General features: G+C 70.1%; 21 protein-coding genes. 10 read left to right on the plus strand and 11 right to left on the minus strand.

Annotated features, from left to right (window positions below):
* Nucleotides 1-154 precede the first annotated feature (154 nt).
* The 4 genes from WH85_RS30315 to WH85_RS30330 are packed head-to-tail and all read left to right on the plus strand — an operon-like array spanning nt 155 to nt 4,630.
* Entirely contained in the window at nt 155-1,771 is a 1,617-nt protein-coding gene (locus WH85_RS30315; RefSeq protein WP_045745464.1) for an ABC-F family ATP-binding cassette domain-containing protein, read from the plus strand.
* A 4-nt stretch (nt 1,772-1,775) separates the two neighbouring features.
* Nucleotides 1,776-2,729 carry a tyrosine-type recombinase/integrase gene (locus WH85_RS30320; RefSeq protein WP_045745465.1) on the plus strand — a complete coding sequence of 318 codons (954 nt, stop codon included), beginning with the start codon at nt 1,776-1,778 and terminating at the stop codon, nt 2,727-2,729.
* Nucleotides 2,730-2,785: 56 nt separating this feature from the next.
* A complete protein-coding gene (locus tag WH85_RS30325; RefSeq protein WP_045745466.1) occupies nt 2,786-3,622 on the plus strand; it encodes an undecaprenyl-diphosphate phosphatase in 837 nt (278 codons plus the stop codon).
* On the plus strand, nt 3,623-4,630 hold the full coding sequence (locus WH85_RS30330) for a DUF3626 domain-containing protein (RefSeq protein WP_045745467.1): 1,008 nt from the start codon (nt 3,623-3,625) through the stop codon (nt 4,628-4,630).
* Between the two features lie 436 nt (nt 4,631-5,066).
* Here WH85_RS30330 and WH85_RS49140 read toward each other — a convergent pair whose 3' ends face one another.
* On the minus strand, nt 5,067-5,561 hold the full coding sequence (locus tag WH85_RS49140; protein ID WP_169792500.1) for an RBBP9/YdeN family alpha/beta hydrolase: 495 nt from the start codon (nt 5,559-5,561) through the stop codon (nt 5,067-5,069).
* Between the two features lie 108 nt (nt 5,562-5,669).
* The gene (locus tag WH85_RS53835; protein ID WP_052720908.1) at nt 5,670-6,512 is read right to left on the minus strand and encodes a class I SAM-dependent methyltransferase; all 843 of its coding nucleotides are present in this window, start codon (nt 6,510-6,512) and stop codon (nt 5,670-5,672) included.
* Nucleotides 6,513-6,599: 87 nt separating this feature from the next.
* On the opposite strand from WH85_RS53835, the gene WH85_RS30345 reads away from it, so the two are divergent.
* Together WH85_RS30345 and WH85_RS48240 are read left to right on the plus strand one after the other, a co-directional pair.
* A complete protein-coding gene (locus tag WH85_RS30345) occupies nt 6,600-7,250 on the plus strand; it encodes a pentapeptide repeat-containing protein (protein ID WP_045745469.1) in 651 nt (216 codons plus the stop codon).
* A 3-nt stretch (nt 7,251-7,253) separates the two neighbouring features.
* Entirely contained in the window at nt 7,254-7,691 is a 438-nt protein-coding gene (locus tag WH85_RS48240; protein ID WP_045745470.1) for a GNAT family N-acetyltransferase, read from the plus strand.
* Here the strand turns inward: WH85_RS48240 and WH85_RS50815 are convergent.
* The 4 genes from WH85_RS50815 to WH85_RS50820 all read right to left on the minus strand — a co-directional run bounded on the left by WH85_RS50815 (nt 7,688) and on the right by WH85_RS50820 (nt 10,230).
* Nucleotides 7,688-7,831 carry a hypothetical protein gene (locus tag WH85_RS50815; protein WP_157411297.1) on the minus strand — a complete coding sequence of 48 codons (144 nt, stop codon included), beginning with the start codon at nt 7,829-7,831 and terminating at the stop codon, nt 7,688-7,690. The genes WH85_RS48240 and WH85_RS50815 overlap by 4 nt on opposite strands.
* 12 nt (nt 7,832-7,843) lie before the next feature.
* Nucleotides 7,844-8,800: a tyrosine-type recombinase/integrase gene (locus WH85_RS30355; protein WP_083449371.1), complete on the minus strand. Its 957-nt coding sequence runs from the start codon at nt 8,798-8,800 to the stop codon at nt 7,844-7,846.
* A gap of 621 nt (nt 8,801-9,421) precedes the next feature.
* Nucleotides 9,422-9,649, minus strand: a complete 228-nt coding sequence (locus WH85_RS30360) for a hypothetical protein (RefSeq protein WP_157411299.1) — start codon at nt 9,647-9,649, stop codon at nt 9,422-9,424.
* A 131-nt stretch (nt 9,650-9,780) separates the two neighbouring features.
* Entirely contained in the window at nt 9,781-10,230 is a 450-nt protein-coding gene (locus WH85_RS50820) for a hypothetical protein (protein WP_157411300.1), read from the minus strand.
* Between WH85_RS50820 and WH85_RS30370 the strand changes: the two genes are divergently transcribed.
* The gene (locus WH85_RS30370; protein ID WP_045745473.1) at nt 10,230-10,679 is read left to right on the plus strand and encodes a MarR family winged helix-turn-helix transcriptional regulator; all 450 of its coding nucleotides are present in this window, start codon (nt 10,230-10,232) and stop codon (nt 10,677-10,679) included. The genes WH85_RS50820 and WH85_RS30370 overlap by 1 nt on opposite strands.
* Here the strand turns inward: WH85_RS30370 and coaD are convergent.
* The 3 genes from coaD to WH85_RS30385 all read right to left on the minus strand — a co-directional run bounded on the left by coaD (nt 10,669) and on the right by WH85_RS30385 (nt 12,567).
* Entirely contained in the window at nt 10,669-11,103 is a 435-nt protein-coding gene (gene coaD / locus WH85_RS30375; RefSeq protein ID WP_045745474.1) for a pantetheine-phosphate adenylyltransferase, read from the minus strand. The genes WH85_RS30370 and coaD overlap by 11 nt on opposite strands.
* Nucleotides 11,104-11,343: 240 nt before the next feature.
* The gene (locus tag WH85_RS30380) at nt 11,344-11,709 is read right to left on the minus strand and encodes a DUF6204 family protein (RefSeq protein ID WP_045745475.1); all 366 of its coding nucleotides are present in this window, start codon (nt 11,707-11,709) and stop codon (nt 11,344-11,346) included.
* Nucleotides 11,710-11,751: 42 nt separating this feature from the next.
* Nucleotides 11,752-12,567 carry an SDR family oxidoreductase gene (locus WH85_RS30385; protein WP_245674152.1) on the minus strand — a complete coding sequence of 272 codons (816 nt, stop codon included), beginning with the start codon at nt 12,565-12,567 and terminating at the stop codon, nt 11,752-11,754.
* A 93-nt stretch (nt 12,568-12,660) separates the two neighbouring features.
* On the opposite strand from WH85_RS30385, the gene WH85_RS30390 reads away from it, so the two are divergent.
* On the plus strand, nt 12,661-13,794 hold the full coding sequence (locus WH85_RS30390) for an ankyrin repeat domain-containing protein (protein WP_045745477.1): 1,134 nt from the start codon (nt 12,661-12,663) through the stop codon (nt 13,792-13,794).
* Here the strand turns inward: WH85_RS30390 and WH85_RS30395 are convergent.
* The gene (locus WH85_RS30395; protein WP_045745478.1) at nt 13,763-14,617 is read right to left on the minus strand and encodes a dihydrodipicolinate synthase family protein; all 855 of its coding nucleotides are present in this window, start codon (nt 14,615-14,617) and stop codon (nt 13,763-13,765) included. The genes WH85_RS30390 and WH85_RS30395 overlap by 32 nt on opposite strands.
* A 72-nt stretch (nt 14,618-14,689) precedes the next feature.
* Between WH85_RS30395 and WH85_RS30400 the strand changes: the two genes are divergently transcribed.
* Entirely contained in the window at nt 14,690-15,628 is a 939-nt protein-coding gene (locus WH85_RS30400) for a LysR family transcriptional regulator (protein WP_045745507.1), read from the plus strand.
* On the opposite strand, the gene WH85_RS30405 is transcribed toward WH85_RS30400, so the two are convergent.
* Nucleotides 15,569-16,387: an MBL fold metallo-hydrolase gene (locus WH85_RS30405; protein WP_045745479.1), complete on the minus strand. Its 819-nt coding sequence runs from the start codon at nt 16,385-16,387 to the stop codon at nt 15,569-15,571. The genes WH85_RS30400 and WH85_RS30405 overlap by 60 nt on opposite strands.
* 223 nt (nt 16,388-16,610) lie before the next feature.
* On the opposite strand from WH85_RS30405, the gene WH85_RS30410 reads away from it, so the two are divergent.
* Nucleotides 16,611-17,219, plus strand: coding sequence for an HAD family hydrolase (locus WH85_RS30410; protein ID WP_045745480.1), 609 nt, complete (start codon nt 16,611-16,613; stop codon nt 17,217-17,219).
* Nucleotides 17,220-17,246 lie beyond the last annotated feature (27 nt).

A 17,246-nucleotide genomic window follows, 5' to 3' on the forward strand; every position in this document is an offset into this window, starting at 1 on the left:
TTCCGCAGCGGCAGGGCAGGGTGGTACCCGGACCTGCCGCCGACAGCGAGGAGCACCCTCCGATCATGTGAGTTCGACCCGACCTCAGCCCCGCCCGCGACCCGATCGCGCGTGGGTGGTTCCCTGTCGGCGTCGTCCCCCCGGAGGTTCTCCCGTGCGCCAGTCTCTTTCCGCCAACGCCCACCTCAAGGTCACCGGTCTCGGCCAGGCCCACGACGGCGACCTGCTGTTCTCCGGGTTCGACCTGGTGCTGCGCCCCGGCGACCGGATCGGTGTCGTCGGCCCCAACGGAGCAGGCAAGACCACCCTGCTGCGAGTCCTGGCCGGGGAGATCACCCCCACCGCGGGCACCGTCGCCGTCGCCCCGGGCACACGGCTCGCTCACGTACCCCAGCGGATGCCCGACCCGGACGGCCCCGCCGGCGCCTTCCTCGCCGGCGGCCTCGGCGAACTCGCGCAGGTCATCACGGACATGCGCGACCTGGAGAAACGCCTCGCAGCCGGCGCGGACGTCCTCAGCGAATACGCCGCAGTCCAGGAACGCTGGACCGCCCTCGAAGGGTGGAACGCAGAAAACCGCCTGACCGAGATCCGCCAGCGCCTCGACATCGAACACCTCGACGACGACCTGCCCGTCCGCACGGTCAGCGGCGGCGAACAGGCCCGCCTGCTGCTGGCCCGCGCCCTGCTCGCCGAACCGGACCTGCTGCTGCTCGACGAACCGACCAACCACCTGGACGCCGAAGGCGCCGCCTGGCTGCGCACCTGGCTGGCCGGCTATCCCGGCGGAGTCCTCGCCGTCAGCCACGACCGGGCATTCCTCGACGAGTTCGCCACCCGGATCGTCGAACTGGACGGCATCGACGAGGAACCCCACGAATACCCCGGCGGCGGCTACACCGCATACCGCGAGGAGAAACAGCGCCGCTGGGAACGCCTGCTGCTCGACTACGAGGCGCAGGAGAAGGACCGGCTGCGCTGGGAATCCGACATCGAACGCACCAAAGGCTTCGCCAAAGGCGTCGAGGACACCGTGAGGTCGGGCGCGACCGCCCCCCACCTGCGCCGCGTCGCCCGCCTCGTGGCCCGCAAGGCGAAGGTCCGTGAACGGCGACTGCGCCGGCAGATGGCCTCGGTGAAATGGATCGCCGAACCGAAGAGCCGGCCACCCCTGACCCTCGCCTTCCCCTCCGACACCGCCGACCCGGGCGAGATCGTCCTGAAACTGCGCGACGTCACGATCGCGTTCGGCGAACGACAGCTGCTCGCCAACGTGGACCTCGACGTCGCCCGCGGCGACCGGATCCTGATCACCGGCCGCAACGGCACCGGCAAAACCACCCTGCTGCGCGAGATCACCGCCCGCCACCCCGACGTCGCGGTGCTGCCACAGAACGACGAAGACCTGCGCACCGACGACAGCATGCTGGACTTCTTCCGCGCCCGCGTCCCGGTGTACGCCGAGGACGCCGAACGCCTGCTGGCCGGCCACCAATTCGAACCGGAACAATGGACCGCCCCGGTCCGGGACCTGTCGGCGGGGGAACTGCGCCGCCTGCTGCTGGCCGTGGTGGTGAACAGCCCGGCCCGCGTGCTGCTGCTCGACGAACCCACCAACTTCCTCGACTTCGAAGCCCTGGACGTCGTCGAGGAAGCACTGCGCCGATTCCGCGGCACCCTGATCACCGTGTCCCACGACCGGTACTTCGCCGATGCCGTCGGACACACCCGCCGCTGGCATGTCGCCGACAGCCAGGTGATCGAAAGCTGACAGGATGACCGGCATGTCGTCGCTCGTGCCCCAGCCCCGCGGATTCATCGAAAAATCCGGAGGAGCCCAGGAATTCACCGAGGCATGGCTGGCCAACCGGCGCCTGTCCGAACACACCCGGGCGGCATACCGGCGCGACGTCCACGGCTGGGTATCCTGGTGCACCGAACAGAACCTGGACCCGCTACGAGCCACATTCCTGGACGTCAACGCATACGCCCGCGCCCTCGAAGCCCGGCCGATGGCCGCAGCAACCGTCGCCCGCAAGATGTCCGGCGTCTCCAGCTGGTACGACTTCCTCGTCAAACTGCAGGCCGTCCCCGCCAACCCGGTCAGCGGCGCCGACCGCCCATACGTCTCCCGCGACCACTCCGCCACGCTGGGCCTGACCCCGGGAGAAGTCGGCGACATCCTCGCCGCCGCCGACCGCCAGCACGGCCCGACCGCCCTCCGCGACCGCGCCGTGATCACATTCCTCGCCGACCTGGGACTGCGCGTCAGCGAAGCATGCGGACTCGACGCCACCGACGTCGGCTGGGAACGCGGCCACCGCACCCTGCGCTTCGTCGGCAAAGGCGGCCGCGCCCGCCGCAGAGCCCTCACCCCAGGCGCATCCACCGCACTGGACGCATACCTCAGCGAGCGCGGCACCCACCCCGGCCCACTCTTCGCCACCGCCACCGGCGGCCGGCTCGACCGCCACGCCGTCTTCCGGCTGGTCCGCAAACTGGCCGCAGAAGCCGGCATCCCCGGAGCAGACCGGCTGTCACCACACTCACTGCGCCACGCCTTCGCCACCGCCGCCCGCGACGTCGGCATCCCCCTGGAAGACGTCCAGGACGCCATGGGACACGCCGACCCGCGAACCACCCGCCGATACGACCGTGACCGCCACAACCTGGACCGTGACCCTTCGTACAGCATCGCGGCCGCCCGTGCCCGGCGTAGTCCGGCGTGATTAGTCCCCCTATGCTCTGACCCCGTGACGACGGTTGCGGCAAGGACGGGCACGTCTTGAACATTCTCGAAGCGGTGATCCTCGGTGCTGTCGAGGGCATCACCGAGTTCCTGCCGGTGTCCAGCACCGGCCATCTGACCATCCTGGAGAAGTTGTTCGGGCACCGCATCGACGACCCGGACATCACCGCCTTCACGGTGATCATCCAGTCGGGAGCGGTGCTGGCCACCATCCTCTTCCTGCGCAAGGACATCGCGAGGGTGGTACCGGCCTTCTTCAAGGGCCTCCTCAACAAGGAACACCGGGCACACCCGGACTTCCGGTTCGGCTGGGCGGTCCTGCTCGGCTCGATCCCGATCGTGATCGCCGCCCTGCTCTTCAAAGACGCGATCGAAACCACACTGCGCAGCCTCTGGTTCGTGGCCGGAGCCCTGATCCTGTGGTCCGGCGTCATGGCCTTCGCCGACCACGCGGCCACCCAAACCCGCCACGAAGACGACGTGACCTGGAAAGACACGCTCATCATCGGCACCGTGCAGTGCATGGCGCTGATCCCCGGCGTCTCCCGCTCCGGCGCCACGATGTCCGCCGGCCTGCTGCGCGACCTGGACCGGGTGACAGTGACGAAACTGTCGTTCTTCCTGTCGATCCCGGCCCTCACCGGCGCCTCGATCCTGCAGGGCATCGACGAGTCCGACAACATCGCCAACGGCGTCGGCTGGACCAACACCATCGTCGCGACCGTGGTCAGCTTCGTCGTCGCCTACCTCTCGGTGACCTGGCTGCTCAAGTTCGTATCGAAGCACTCCTACAGCGTCTTCATCTTCTACCGCCTGGCGCTGGGCTCCCTGCTGCTCGTCCTGCTGGCCACCGGCACCATCGACGCCAAGTAGATGACCTCTCCCGTGGAAAGAGCGCTCGCCCACGTGCGGGCGCTCTTCCCGTCTCCAGGCCCGGACCAACTCGGCCCGCTGCTCGCAGCAACCCCGGTAACCGTGCATTTCCACCCGGACCGGCTGCTGGCCGACCACCGGACAGTCGCCGAACACCTGGCAGCCGAAGGCACCTACCGCAGCCAATTCGAGACACGGATCTCCAACGGCGGCCTCACCGCCCACCCCGGCGGCGACCGCGACCGCTGGGAACAACGCATGTTCCCCGGCGCCTACCCGGTCACCGCCGGCCGCCCGACCACGACAGGCCGACCGGTCTACGGCGCCCTGAACCTGGCCCGCCACCCCGACGGCGCCGCACCCCGCTTCGGCAGCTGCCACCTCGTGCTGCACCCACACGTGCTCACCCGCACCACACTCAGCCTGGACGACAGCGTCACCGAACCGACCATCGTCGGCACCGCCGCAACATTCGGCGCAATCTGGGACGGCCTGCTCGCCCGCGTCGCCGACACCGGCCGCGCCCTCGCCCTGACCGCCCCCTCGCCGCAGGAATGGACGACCGCACTGACCGCCGGACGCACGGCCACCGGACGCGCCCTCGACGAATACATCGAAGCCCAGATCCACGGCGGCCTCACACTGAGCCACGACGTCGCGGCCATCGTCTGCGACCCCTCCCTGCGAGACACCCCATCCGTGGCCGCCCTGCACACCCTCGGCGCGCCCGTGCTGTACCACCCCGGCTTCCAACTGCCCGCCGACGAATTCCCCGCGGACCTGCGCGGCCCGCAAGCCCCACTGCTGGCGGCAGCCCTCGCCTCCCGCTATGACGCGCCGCTGCTCGACGCCGCGGCGCTCGGCCGGGCAGCGCAGTCCGTAGTGCGCTCTCCGCATGAGTGGTCCTCCTTCGGTGCCCCGGCCGAGGTGCTGCAACTGCTGAAATACCTCTGGCACATCCTGGTGCTGCGCGGCCGGCCCGTGCCGCCCGCTCGCGAAGAAGTCTGAACCCCGCCCCAGGGGACGACTCAACCCCGAAACCCGAATGACGCCCCGGCACCTCCGGCGGACGACAAAGACCCCCGCTGAACAGGCAAAACAGCCCGCAGCGACGCGAAGAACAATTCCCCGGCACCGGCTCTTGAGTCGTCCCCTGGGGCAGGGTTCAGACTTCCCGCCATGAACGACGACGGGATCCTTCTCCTGCGAGCCACCGCCTCGGACCGAGGCCCACCAACACTCGCCTCCGCCCGCAACCCCACCAGTTCCGCCCACCCCGCCCGTCGATGACGGCGCCCCGCATCGGCCGGCATGCCGGCGCCGGACGACCACGACGGGGTCGCGGAGCTATCGGGTCGCGGGCGGAGGCGACACGGCCGCGAACACCGCAGCAGCAACGACCCGGCAGATGGGCCATAACACCCTGTGCAGGACCGGCCGCGCGTCAGTCGACCAGACGCTGAAGGAGCTTCTCGCCCTGGGGCCAAGGACCGAAACCGGAGGCACTGTCCAGATGACCCACCGCACCGGCGTCGACGAACTCGGCACCCCAGTCCCGGGCCAGACGCTCGGACTGCTCAAGGGTGGCGTGCGGGTCGTTGCTACTGGCGACCAGCAGCGACCGGAACGGCAACTTCTGCTCCGGCGTGAGCTCGGGCACCCAGGGCGGAGTCGCCAACAGAGCAGCCTGCACCGGACCGGCGTGACGGGTGGCCCAGATCGCGACGGTGAGACAACCGGCGCTGTGGGCGATCAACACGGCAGGCTCGTCGGACTCACCAAGGGCCGCATCAAGGGCGGCCACCCGCTCATCAGGCTGGTAAGGCGGTCCGGGAGGTTCCGGGGCCCATCGGTATCCGGGATGGGCGCGGGCCCACTGCCGAGACCAGTGGTTCGGGAACGGCACTCCGCGGCCGGGCACAAGCAGAAAGCGCGTCACCCCGACGATCGTAACGTCCGTTGTCGATATCTGCCGGTGAGGGCACAGGAGCCGGTCAGGTTCACCCCACCCCGGAACCCCGCCCGACCGTCATCCCCGGCCGCCCACTCACCCGCCGACCGGCCGCCGCTTCCACGCACCCACCAGCAACGGCGCCAGCACCGGCAACCCGGGGGAGCGCTCCGCCTCCGCCGCCAACCCCGTCAACACCCGCTCGGCCCGCACCACATCGACCGCACCCCGCGCCACCGCCGCCGGCAACACACCCCGCACCACCTGCTCCAGAAACATCCGCGCCGGCCCCAACGGCGCCACCAACCCGGACACGTCACTGTCGTCCGGAACCCCCACACCCGCCTCCGCGAACAACGCCGGCAACCGCGTCCCCACCCGCACATCACACCCCAGCGCCTCGAACGCCTCCACCATCAACCGATTGACCGCCTCCACCGCCGGCACCGGCGGCGCCGTCCCCACCACGCTCAGGTCGTAGTCCTGCACCACCAGAACCCCACCCGCAGCCACCCCCTCCCACAACCGCCCCAACACCGCCACCCGCTGCGGCAGATGAAAAAGCAGCAACCTGGCGAAAACCACGTCGTACGGCCCACCGGCCACCGGCTCGTCACCACGGATCTCCGCCGCCACCACCCGGCACCGACCATGCCCCAACCCGTGCAGCATCTCCTGCGCCGCCGCACCCAGCGCGGAATCCGCATCCACCCCCACAACCGACCCCGACGGCCCCACCCGCTCCGCCAGCAACCGCATCGTCTCGCCCGGACCACACCCCGCGTCCAGCACCGAAGCCCCCACCGGCACACCGACCCGATCCAGCAACCGACCCGTCACCGCCTCCCACGCCCGGGCCTGAGCCCGCAACCGCTCATACTCCTGCGGCGTACGCCCCAACCCGTAACCCGTCGACATGCCATCGATCATCGTCCACATGCGACGTCGAGGACAGCCATGGACACGCCACTTTCCCCGTACCCCCGAAAGAATTTGATCTCTAAGCTTGATGGCACGATGACACCCATGGCCGCCATCACCGACCTCGCCGCCCTGCCCTACGCCCCCTACCTCCAGCCCCACACCGGCGAACTGGAACGCGGCGAGCACTACAGCGAGATCCACCTCGATGGCACCGACCTCGACGAACCCCAGGCCACCGGCGCCCGCTTCTCCGAAAGCGCCCTCACCGGCCTCACCGCCACCAACGCCACCCTCACCCGCGCCCGCCTCGACGACGTCTGGATCTCCCGCACCCGCTGGATCGGCGGCACCTGGTCCGAAACCCAGATGCTCAACGTCACCGTCCTCGACAGCGTCCTCGCCGGCCTGCAGGCCTACGGCAGCACCTGGCGCCGCGTCACCTTCCAAGCCTGCAAAATCGACAGCCTCAACCTGCGCGGCAGCACCCTGCACGACGTCGAATTCCGCGACTGCGACCTCACCGAAGCCGACTTCGGCGACGCCACCCTCACCGGCGTCACCTTCCCCGGCACCACCATCCGCCGCGCCCGATTCAGCAAGGCCACCCTCAAGAAAGTCGACCTCCGCGGCGCCCGCGACCTCGACATCGCCCAAGGCTGGGACTCCCTGCACGGCGCCACCATCACCGGCATCCAACTCATGGAATCCGCCCACGCCCTCGCCCAGACCCTCGGCATCACCGTAAAGGACTGAACCTTGAACCTGCGCCCCGTGACCCGCCAGGACACCGCCGCTCTCGTCCCCCTGCTCGAACAGCTCGGGTACCCGACCACCGCACAGGACGTCGACAAGCGCCTCGACAACTGGCTCGACGACCCCGCCAGCCGGCTCATCGGCGCCGACGACGACGGCGAACTGATCGGTGTCGCCGCCCTGCACGTCATGCCCCTGCTCGAGTACACCGGCAAGAGCGGCCGCCTCGCCGCCCTCGTCGTCGACGAGCGATACCGCGGCAAGGGCGTCGGCCAGCAACTCGTCAAAGCCGTCGAAGACCAGGCCCGCGCCGCCGGCTGCATCAAACTCGAGATCACCAGCAGCCGATACCGCACCCGCACCCAGGAGTTCTACAAACTCCTGGGATACGAGGACGTCTGCGGCAGAGCAGCCCGCTTCCTCAAATCTCTCGACGACTAATCGTCGTCCTCATCATCCCCGTCGTCGTCATCGCCGTCGTCGCCACCCGGACACCCCGACAGGGTCACCAACCCCGCCACCGCGCCCGCCAGGAACAACCATCGGCGACTCACCGCCGCCGTCCGTTCTTCGGTCTCCATCCCCGCATCATCTCAGCACAGTTCCCGTAACACCCTGTTTGTCCGGTTGGCCGAAACTGCAGCGCGTTGCTGATCCGCCGTCACCTCGATATACGACTGCGTCGTCGCCAACGACGCATGCCCCAACAACCGCATGATCTCCGACGCGTTCGCCCCGTCCTCCGCCAACCGCGTCGCGAACGTGTGCCGCAACGCATGCAACTGCGCACCCCGCGGCACCCGGTCACCGACCCCGGCCCGCTGATAACACGACCGCACCAGATACTGCAGGCCACCACGCTGCAACGCCGCACCCTGCCGGTCCACCAGCAGGGGAGCGGTGGCCCCCGCACGCCCGAACCGCACCCGCCGCGAATCGGCATACCGCACCAGCGCCGCATCCAGCCCCGCATCGATCGGCACCGTCCGCGGCCGCCCGCCCTTGCCGGACACCTCGATCCGCCGCTCGCCGTCACGCCCGCCGATCGACCCGATCCGCAACGCCAGCATCTCCGACAGCCGAAGACCGGCACACAACGCCAGCGCCAGCACGGCGACATCCCGCTCCGGCCACGGATCACGCTGCCGCTCATCAGAAGTGCTCACTGCGCGTAACAATTCTTCCGGCGTCTCCTCACCCCGCAACGGCTTGGGGGAGAGGGGCACCTGACGAGGACGATCCACGGCGGGCATCGGATTCCCCGCGACGACACCCTCGACGACCAGGAAAGTGAAGAAGGCATTCCATGACGACCAGGCCCGGGAAACAGAGGCGGGTGCGCGGTCCGCCGCAAAACGCGCGAAGGCACCCCGCAGCACGCGAGGGGAGAGGTCACTCACGGTGAGCGGCGCGGGCTCGGCCAGCTGCACCACCAGATGCAGATCCCTCCTGTACGCGGAGAGCGTGTGCACCGAGGGCTTCCGCGCAGCACGGGCAGTCAAGAAGTCGTCGATCAGTGCCGTAATCGCGTTTTGCTGCATAAGCCCCATTATGCAGCAAATATCACTGTAAAGCCTGGTAGGGCAACTGATCATCTGCGCGAGGCGCTCGCCTCCGATAGGCTTTCACAGCCATATTTCCGACTTATCAGGCCACTTCGGCAGCGGCTGCAGGCCTCAGGATCGGCCCCGGGTGCCCGTTTCGACGCCTGCCGCCAGTCAGGTCCCTCGTGCTCCGGTCGGGGAGGGCGGCGGGACGTGGTGCGGTTCAGTGCCGCCACCCGGTTCCCGGAGAAGCTTCCGGCGGGCATTTCAGGCCTGTCGCCGCCGGTCGGCCAAAGTTCGTGCCGGCACACGGGCGCGACTGCGGGATTGACGGGCCGTCGCGTCCGTATGCCGGCGTACGCCCGGCCCTGCGTGATCATCGGACGCGGCTTTCTCGGCGGCTCAGGACGAGGCGGCACGCGCTGGCGGCGGAGGTCCTCACCAGCTCATGCCTTGGCATGTGCGTCAACGACGGCTGGGGGGCGTGCGTGGCCCCTCTCCGCGCTCTAGTTGACATAATGCTCATTATCGACCTGGGATATTTGCCCGGGACGAGGGCCTACTTCTTCCTCCGGGCCTTGCGCCGACCTTCGGTGAACGCGACGTCGATGACCGCACCGGGCCCGGTCACCGAAGGCCGGCATCGGAGATGTTGTCCGTGGTCCCGTCAGCCTTCGCCGCTGGTTCCGGCATGCGCGTCACCTGCGCGGCCGCTCTCCGACCGGGCAGGTGGACAGCCACGGAGACGCCGGCGACCACCGACGCGAGAAGGAATCCCCCGACGCTCGCGATCTTGTCAGCCCGGTCCGGTCCTTCGTGCACAGAGAACAGCCCGGCGCCGTTGAGTACTGCCACCGGGCCGGCTGCTTCGGCAGCCCATGTCATCGGCATGGCACGGTTCGGTGCACGGCCGGTCGCCCGAATGCCCATTTTCGCAGGTCATGATGGATGCTCTGGGGCTTGTGGCCGAGGCGGCTCGCCCGGCGCTACGCGGGGTGGGAAGCTTCTGCGATGGTCGTGGCGCTGGTGGTCGGGGTGAAGGAGACGCTGGTCTGTTCCCGGCGGTGCTCCCCCAGTGTCGCGGCGATGGCGTCGGTCACGGCCTGGGTGAGGCGTTTCAGGATCTCGGTGATGTCGGGCCGGTTCAGGGCGTCGGTGCGGATGCCGAAGTCGACGGCGGGCGCCGGGACGGTGTCGACCTCTCCCCCGGTGCCGGTGCACCCGGCGGGGAGTCCGATCAGGCGGATGCCGACGTGGGGTCGGGCCCAGTCGCCGTACACGCTGACGACCGCGTCGGTGAGTGCCGTGATCAGGGCTTTTTCGTGGCCGGTGAGGTCGTCGTCGTGGGTGTGGACGGTGAGGTGCGGCAACTCGTACCCCTCAAAGGTTTCGATGTCTTTGTTTTCAAAGCTAATTCTGAGGATGGTACGTGTCAATGCCCGATGATGCCGTCGACGCCACCGTGCGGGAGCTGTTGCTGGTCATGCCGCGCCTGGTGGGGCGGGCCAAGCGCCTGACGCCGCCGGAGAGTCTGCGCGGTTTCGACCTGGCGCCGCGGCATCTGACGCTGCTGTCGTTGCTGGCGCTGGACGGTCCGCAGACGGTGTCGTTGCTGGCGGAGCGCCTGGGTGTGGCGCCGACGACGGTGAGTCTGCTGGTGGGTGATCTGGCGCGCAAGGGTGTGCTGGTGCGGCGGGCGGACGGCGCGGATCGCCGTCGCCGGATCGTCGAGATCGCCGCGGACAGTCGTGCGGCGATCTCGGAGTGGCTGTCGCCGGGCGCGCGGGCGTGGCGGGTGGCTTTGGGGCCGCTCTCCCCCGCCGAGCGTCGTGTCCTGGTGGACACCCTGCTGCGGTACGAGGCGGCGCTCCCCGTCAGTGAATGAAGCGGATGAACGGCCCGCCGCGAGCGGCGGTGGAGGACGTCGCTGCCAGTTGAGGCCGGGCGGGTAGGAGCAGTGTGGTGATGCCGAGGGCTTCGTTCGTGGTGGCGAGGTCGTGTTCGTGCTGGTAGTCGGTGGTGTTGCGGACGCCGCGGACGATCACCCGGCAGGCGTGGCGGTGGCAGTAGTCGGCGGTCAGGCCGTGCCACGCGGTGACGGAGACGTTGGTCCAGCCGGCGGGGATTTGCTGCGCGATCCGGGTCGCCCGGGTTGCGGTGGGCTGGGACGGTTGTTTCCCGGCGTTGACGGCGACCAGGACGGTCACGTGGTCGAACAGGTGGCGCGCCCTGTCCACGATGTCGAGGTGCCCTGGGGTGAGGGGGTCGAAGGTGCCGGGGTAGACGGCTCGGGCCGGTGTGTGCGGCATCGGGTCAGATTATGGTCATGTCGTTCGTCGACCTCGGCGAGCCCGGTGTACCTGGCTCTCGGCCTGCTGGAGCAGGACGGGAGTCTGGCCGTGGCGGCGCTCACCGGTCAGGAGGCTCGCGGTGGAGCAGGTCCGTGAGGGGAACCCGAGGGCGGCGTGCTCGGCCGCCTCGGGATCGTCAAATCCGCGGTGGAGCAGGTGGTCAGCGCGAGCCCTCCGGAGAGCTGATCGAGCGGGTGGTCAGTGCGTCCCCGACGAGCTGATCCGGCGGCCGCGCGGGCCCAGCGGCACCTCGGACAGGTCCACGGTCTGCGAGGTGAGCTTCTTGAACGCATATCCCCGGTCGGCCATCCACGCGGCGGCTTTCGCCTCGGCGCGGGCCGTCACCTGCGGGATGTCCTTCTCGTCGGTGACCTGCTCGCCGAAGCGGAACGTGAAGAACGGCCGGGCGGCCAGGTCGTACGTGAGATGGCCGTCCTCGGTGTACTGCACGGCCAGGATGTCGGCGTGGTCGGCGCCGGCGGCGATCAGCGCGGTCTTCTGCTCGTCGGTCAGGTTGTCGAAGGATCCGCGGACGGTGACGCGGATCGTGCGGCTGGTCGTCATGGCCGACAGTATGGGCAGCGCGGTCCCGATCAGTCAGCCGATTTACGCCAGGAACTCCGAGACCGGCCGCAGGTGTGTGGACAGCAGTTTCTGGGCCCGGCCGAGGGCGAGCCGCACGTCGGCGGGGCGGCGCAGGCCGAGGCCGGCGAGGCTGGCCGACGGGATCAGTGCCGGGTCGAGGCCTTCGCGGCGGGCGACGAGCACACCGAGGTCGTAGCGGCTGACGGCCTGCGGGCCGGCCACGTTGAGTATCCCGTGGTGGTCGGTGCCGGCGAGTTCGATCAGGGCGTCGGCCAGGTCGTCGACGTGCACCGGTTTGCGGATCTCGTCGGTGAACAGCGCGCCCTGGGCGCGGCCGGCGATCAGGTCCCGGGTGAGGATCTCGTGGGCGCCGTTGCCGTCGCCGAGGATCAGTGAGGTTCGCACGATCGTGCTGTCCGGGGCGGCTGCCCGGACGGCGGTCTCGGCGGCGGCTTTCGCGGCGCCGTATCGGTAGACCGGGTCGGGGAGGGCGTCCTCGTCGTATTCTTCGGTGCTCCCGGCGAAGATCGCGTCGCTGGAGACGTGCACCAGGCGGATCGTGGACGCTGCGGCGGCGACGTGGCCGGCGCCGTCGGCGGTGGACAGCCAGTCGTTGCGGTCGCGGCCCGCGGCGGCGTGTACCACGGCGTCCGGCCGCAGCCGGGTGAGCACGTCGCGGACCTGGGCGGGGTCCCGGATGTCGAGGTGCACGGTTGCGGTCGGGGACGGCGTGGACAGGTAAGTGCCGGTGACGTCCCAGCCTTGCGCGGATGCGCGGGCGACGAGCCGTCGTCCGAGGGAACCACTGCCGCCGGTGATCACCATGCGCCGTTTCACCGGACCGACCCTAATGACACGGACCCCCGGCCCGGACGGCGGCATCGCCCTGGGGCAGGATCGCATGAAGCCAGACAATCCGGGAGGTGCACGATGACCGCTGATCAGCGGTTGGCCGACGCGGTCGCGGGCGGTGACGAGGCGGCCGCCGGGCGGGCGCTTGCCGACGGTGCCAACCCGGACTCCCCCGGCACGTTCGCCGGGACGGTCCTGGTGGAGGCGGCCCGGGCCGGGCACCTGGAGATCGTGCGGCTGCTGCTCGGCGCGGGCGCCCGGATCCTGCCCAGTGTGTTGCGCGGTGCGGTCGTCAACGGCCGGTCCGAGGTGGCCCGGCTCCTGGTCCGGCACGGTGCGCTGGCCGGTGACGACACCCGGCCCAGTGTGCTGGTCGATGCCGTCGCGCAGGCCCGGTTCCGGCCCCGCCCGGCCGCTCTGGCGACGCTGCGGGTGTTGCTGGGCGCCGGGGCGATTCCGGCGCCGGGTGAGGAGGATCCGATCGTCACCGCGACGATGACCTCCACTCCGCCGGCGGTGCTGCGGCTGTTGCTCGAGCACGGGACCGGGGCGGACGTGCGGCGCTCCGACGGGACTCCGGCGATCGTGGTGGCCGCCCGTCGTGGTGATCATGCCGCTGTCGATGTGCTGGTGCAGGCCGGTGCGGATGTGGACGCCCGGGATCCGCAGGGCCGGACCGCGTTGATGCACGCGGCCGAACGCGACGAGCAGCGGGTGGTCGCGGTGCTGTTGACCGCCGGTGCGGATGCCGCGGTGGTCAGTGAGGACGGTATGACCGCGTTGCGTCTGGCGCAGGGCTGGCAGCATCAGAGCGTGCAGTACCGGCTCGGCGAGAACCGGGCCGGTGCGGCGAACGTGCCGATCACCCGGACCGTGGTCCGGACCATCCCGACCGGGGTCCGGCTGACCGGGGATCCGTCGATGCTGGCGCTGCTGGCCGGGGTCGTCGACGTGGCGGTGGCCGAGATGGGTGACACCGAGTGGGAGGCCGGTTCGGGTCTGGCGGTGGAGACGGCCCGCGCGGTGTCGGCGCTGCTGCGTGAGCCGGTGCCGGCCGACGGTGCGTCGTGGTATCAGGTGGATGTCGGTGCGGGTGAGTTCGCGGCGGCCCGGTGGGCGCTCGCCGAGCTCGCCTACGGTACGCCGCGTCCGCTTCCGGATGGTGTGGACCGGTTGTGGCTCATCGATGTGCTGGAAGAGTTGCGGCACTGAGAGCGGCGCGGAGGGACGCGGCGGTGGCGGGAAGCAACGGTAGGCGTACCGCCGGGGTGGGAATGCGGCCTGTCGCGTGCAGGACTGCCTTGACCACGGCGGGGTTGGGTTCCGCGAACAGTGCGGCCGACATCCGCGCGAGCCGTGCGCCCAGTGTGCGGGCCCGGGTGGTGTCGCCGTCGCGCCAGGCCGCGGCGAGGTCGGTGAACGCGCCGGGTGCCACGTTTGCGGAGGTCAGGATGGCTCCGGCGGCGCCGAGTGCGAGCATCGGCGAGGTCACGGCGTCGTCGCCGCACAGGATCGCGAAGTCCGGCGGCGGGTCGGCGAGCAGGTCGATCACGTCCGGGTCGACGCCGCCGGTTGCGTATTTCACCCCGATGATCCCGTCGATCGCGGCCAGTCGTCGCAGTGTGTGCGCGGACAGTTGCTGTCCGGTGCGGTAGGGCACGTGATAGACGACGATCGGCACCGGACTGACCTGGATCAGGGCCTCGAAATGGGCCACCACACCGTCTTCGCCGGGCCGCAGGAATGGCGGGACCAGGGTCAGCGCGGCCGTCACCGTGGGACGTCCGCGCAGCTCGTCGAGTTCGGCCCGGGTGTTCGCGCCGATCGTCAGCGGTGCGCCGATGCCGGTCAGGACGTCGAGGATCGACGTTCGTTCGGCGGCGCTGAGCGAGCCGGGTTCGCCGGTGGTCCCGAGGCCCACCAACCCCGCGGCGCCGGCGGCGAGAGCATCGTGCGCTTCTCTGTCGAGTACGCGGAGAGCGACGTCCCCGGTTTCGTCGAAGGGGGTGATCAGCGGGACGTGGATTCCGTTCATGCCTTTCACCGTGCCGGAACCGTCAGCGTAAGGTCCAGTTCCGATTCGTGGGTTCGACCGTAAGCTGTGCTGATGCTGGATGCGCGCAGGCTGCAACTGCTCCACGACCTCGACCGGCTGGGGACGATCGCCCGGGTCGCGCAGGCCCGGTCCTACACGCCGTCGGCGGTCTCCCAGCAGCTGACCGCGCTGGAGCGCGAGGCCGGGGTGCCGCTGCTGGAACGCACCGGTCGCAGTGTGCGGCTGACCGCCGCCGGCCGGGTCCTGGTGCGGCACGCCGCTACGGTGCTGGCCGCGCTGGAGGAGGCCGACGCGGCGCTGGCCGCGGTGCGGTCCGGGTCGGCGGGACCGATCCGGATCGGCGCGTTCCCCAGCGCGATGCGGACCCTGCTCCCCCGGGTTCTGGTCGCGCTCGGCACGCAGCATCCGGCACTGGAACTGGCGGTGACCGAACTCGATCCGTTTCTGGTGCCGGGCGCGCTGCGCGACCGGACCCTGGACGTGGGGCTGATCCACGATTACGACGTGGTGCCCGCTCCGGACGATCCGTTGCTGGAGCAGGTGCCACTGTTGTCGGAGACGGTGTTTCTCGCGTCTACATCCGACATTTCGGATATGTCGGTCATGCCATGGATTCTGGCGACGCCGGGAACCCTGTGCCACGAGGTGACCCTGCGGGTGTGCGCGGCGGCCGGGTTCACACCCCGGGCCCGGCATCACGCCGACGACTTCGGCACCGTGCTCGCCCTGGTCGCCGCCGGTCAGGGCGTGTCACTCGTGCCGGCGCTGGCAGCGGCCGATCCGCCGGACGGGGTACGCCTGACGGCGCTGGAGACGCGGCGGCGTACCCGGGCGGCCTGCCGACGCGGCGACGCCACCCGCCCGGCGGTCGCCGCGGTGATCGGCGCCCTGCTCTCGTCGGCGCCGCGTTTTCCAGGAGACGTCTCGTTGTCAGAGAGCGGCGTAGCCGCGGCGCACGGCAACCAGGGAGGCCTCCACGCCGAACGGTGACCGGCCTGCCGTGTCCTCCACGGTGGCACCGTCGGCGTGCCCGGTTCGGATCAGCTGCTCGAGGTCGCGCAGCTGCTCCTGCTGCGCGGCCACGAACGCCCGGTCCACCGGCGCGCCGTGCCCCGGCACGACCGTCCCGTCCGGCGGGACCAGATCCAGCAGGGCGGCGACCGTGCCCGGCCACTCCAGGGGGTACGCGTCGTCGCCGTACGCGGGCGGTGCGCCCTGCTCCACCAGATCCCCGGCGAGCACCACGCCCGCGTCGCCGATCACGACGACCAGGTCGCCGGAGGTGTGCCCGCGCCCGAGATGCCGCACCGTCACGCTTCGCAGCCCGGCCAGGTCGAGCGTGCTCTCCGTGGTGATCAGCCGGTCGGGCACCCGCACGGTGACCCCGGCCAGCCCGGCGGCCAGCTCCGGATGGCTCGCCTGCCACTCTCCGGCCAGCAGTTCCGGACGGATCTCGGCGATCTGCCGGGCGGCGTCCTCGTGCGCCCACACCGGTGTTCCCGGCCCGGCGAGGGTGGCGTTGCCGAAACAGTGGTCGAAGTGGTGGTGCGTGTTCACGATCGTCACCGGATCCCGGGTGATCCGCCGGATCGCGGTGGCCAGTTCTTGCGCCTGCACCACGGTCGACAGGGTGTCCACGACGAGGGCGGCGCCGGGCGCGGTGACCAGCGTGACGTTGACGTCCAGTACCGGGTGGCGCAGGACGTACACCCGGTCGGCGATCTCCCGGAAATCGGTGTGCTCGTTCATCGTCGTCCACCCTGGCCGAAAACCGGCCCCGGCGCACGCTGTCGGTTCCGTCTGGCCGACGACCTCACCGAGATTGGCTACGTGGGCTGAGGGCACCGGTCGTAGACGCCGGGGCGGCGCAGCACGTCGTTGACCCGCATGCGATGGTGCCGGTGGACGTGGAGATCGCTCCAGGACGGGAGATCCCGGTGGTGACGCAGGTTGCGGAAGAGGGAGGACGCGCATGACGATCCGGGCAGTGGTCTTCGACGTCGGCGGGGTGCTGGCCAGGGTCACGCCGATGGACTTCGACCGGATCTGGGAGGCGCGGCTCGGGCTGGCCGGCGGCACGATCGGCACGACCATGGCGGATGTCTGGACGGCCGGTGAGGTCGGCCGGGTCACCGAGGACGAGGTGCACCGGGCGATGGCCGACCGGCTGGGGCTCACCGCGCCGCAGGTCGACGCGATCATGGCCGACATGTGGACGCAGTACCTGGGTGTCGCCGAAACCACCATCATCGAGTACGCCCGGAGTCTGCGCCCGGCCGTGCGCACCGGGATCCTCAGTAACAGTTTCGTCGGTGCCCGCGAGCGCGAACACGCCCGGTACGGCTTCGGGGACCTGGTCGACGAGCTGATCTATTCGCACGAGGTGGGGCTGCGTAAACCGGATCCGGCCCTGTGGGAGCTGACCTGCCGCCGGATGGGCTGCGCGCCGCGGGAGGTCGTGTTCGTCGACGACGTGCCGCGGCTGGTCGACAGTGCGCGGGCGTTCGGGATGCAGGCCGTGCTGATGGATGACCCGGCGCGGGTCGTGAGTGAACTCGCGGAAAAAATTAACAAACCTTAGATATCTTTACACGTCAATGCGAGGCGG

The organism is Actinoplanes rectilineatus, assembly GCF_000962825.1.
Taxonomy (GTDB): domain Bacteria; phylum Actinomycetota; class Actinomycetes; order Mycobacteriales; family Micromonosporaceae; genus Actinoplanes; species Actinoplanes rectilineatus.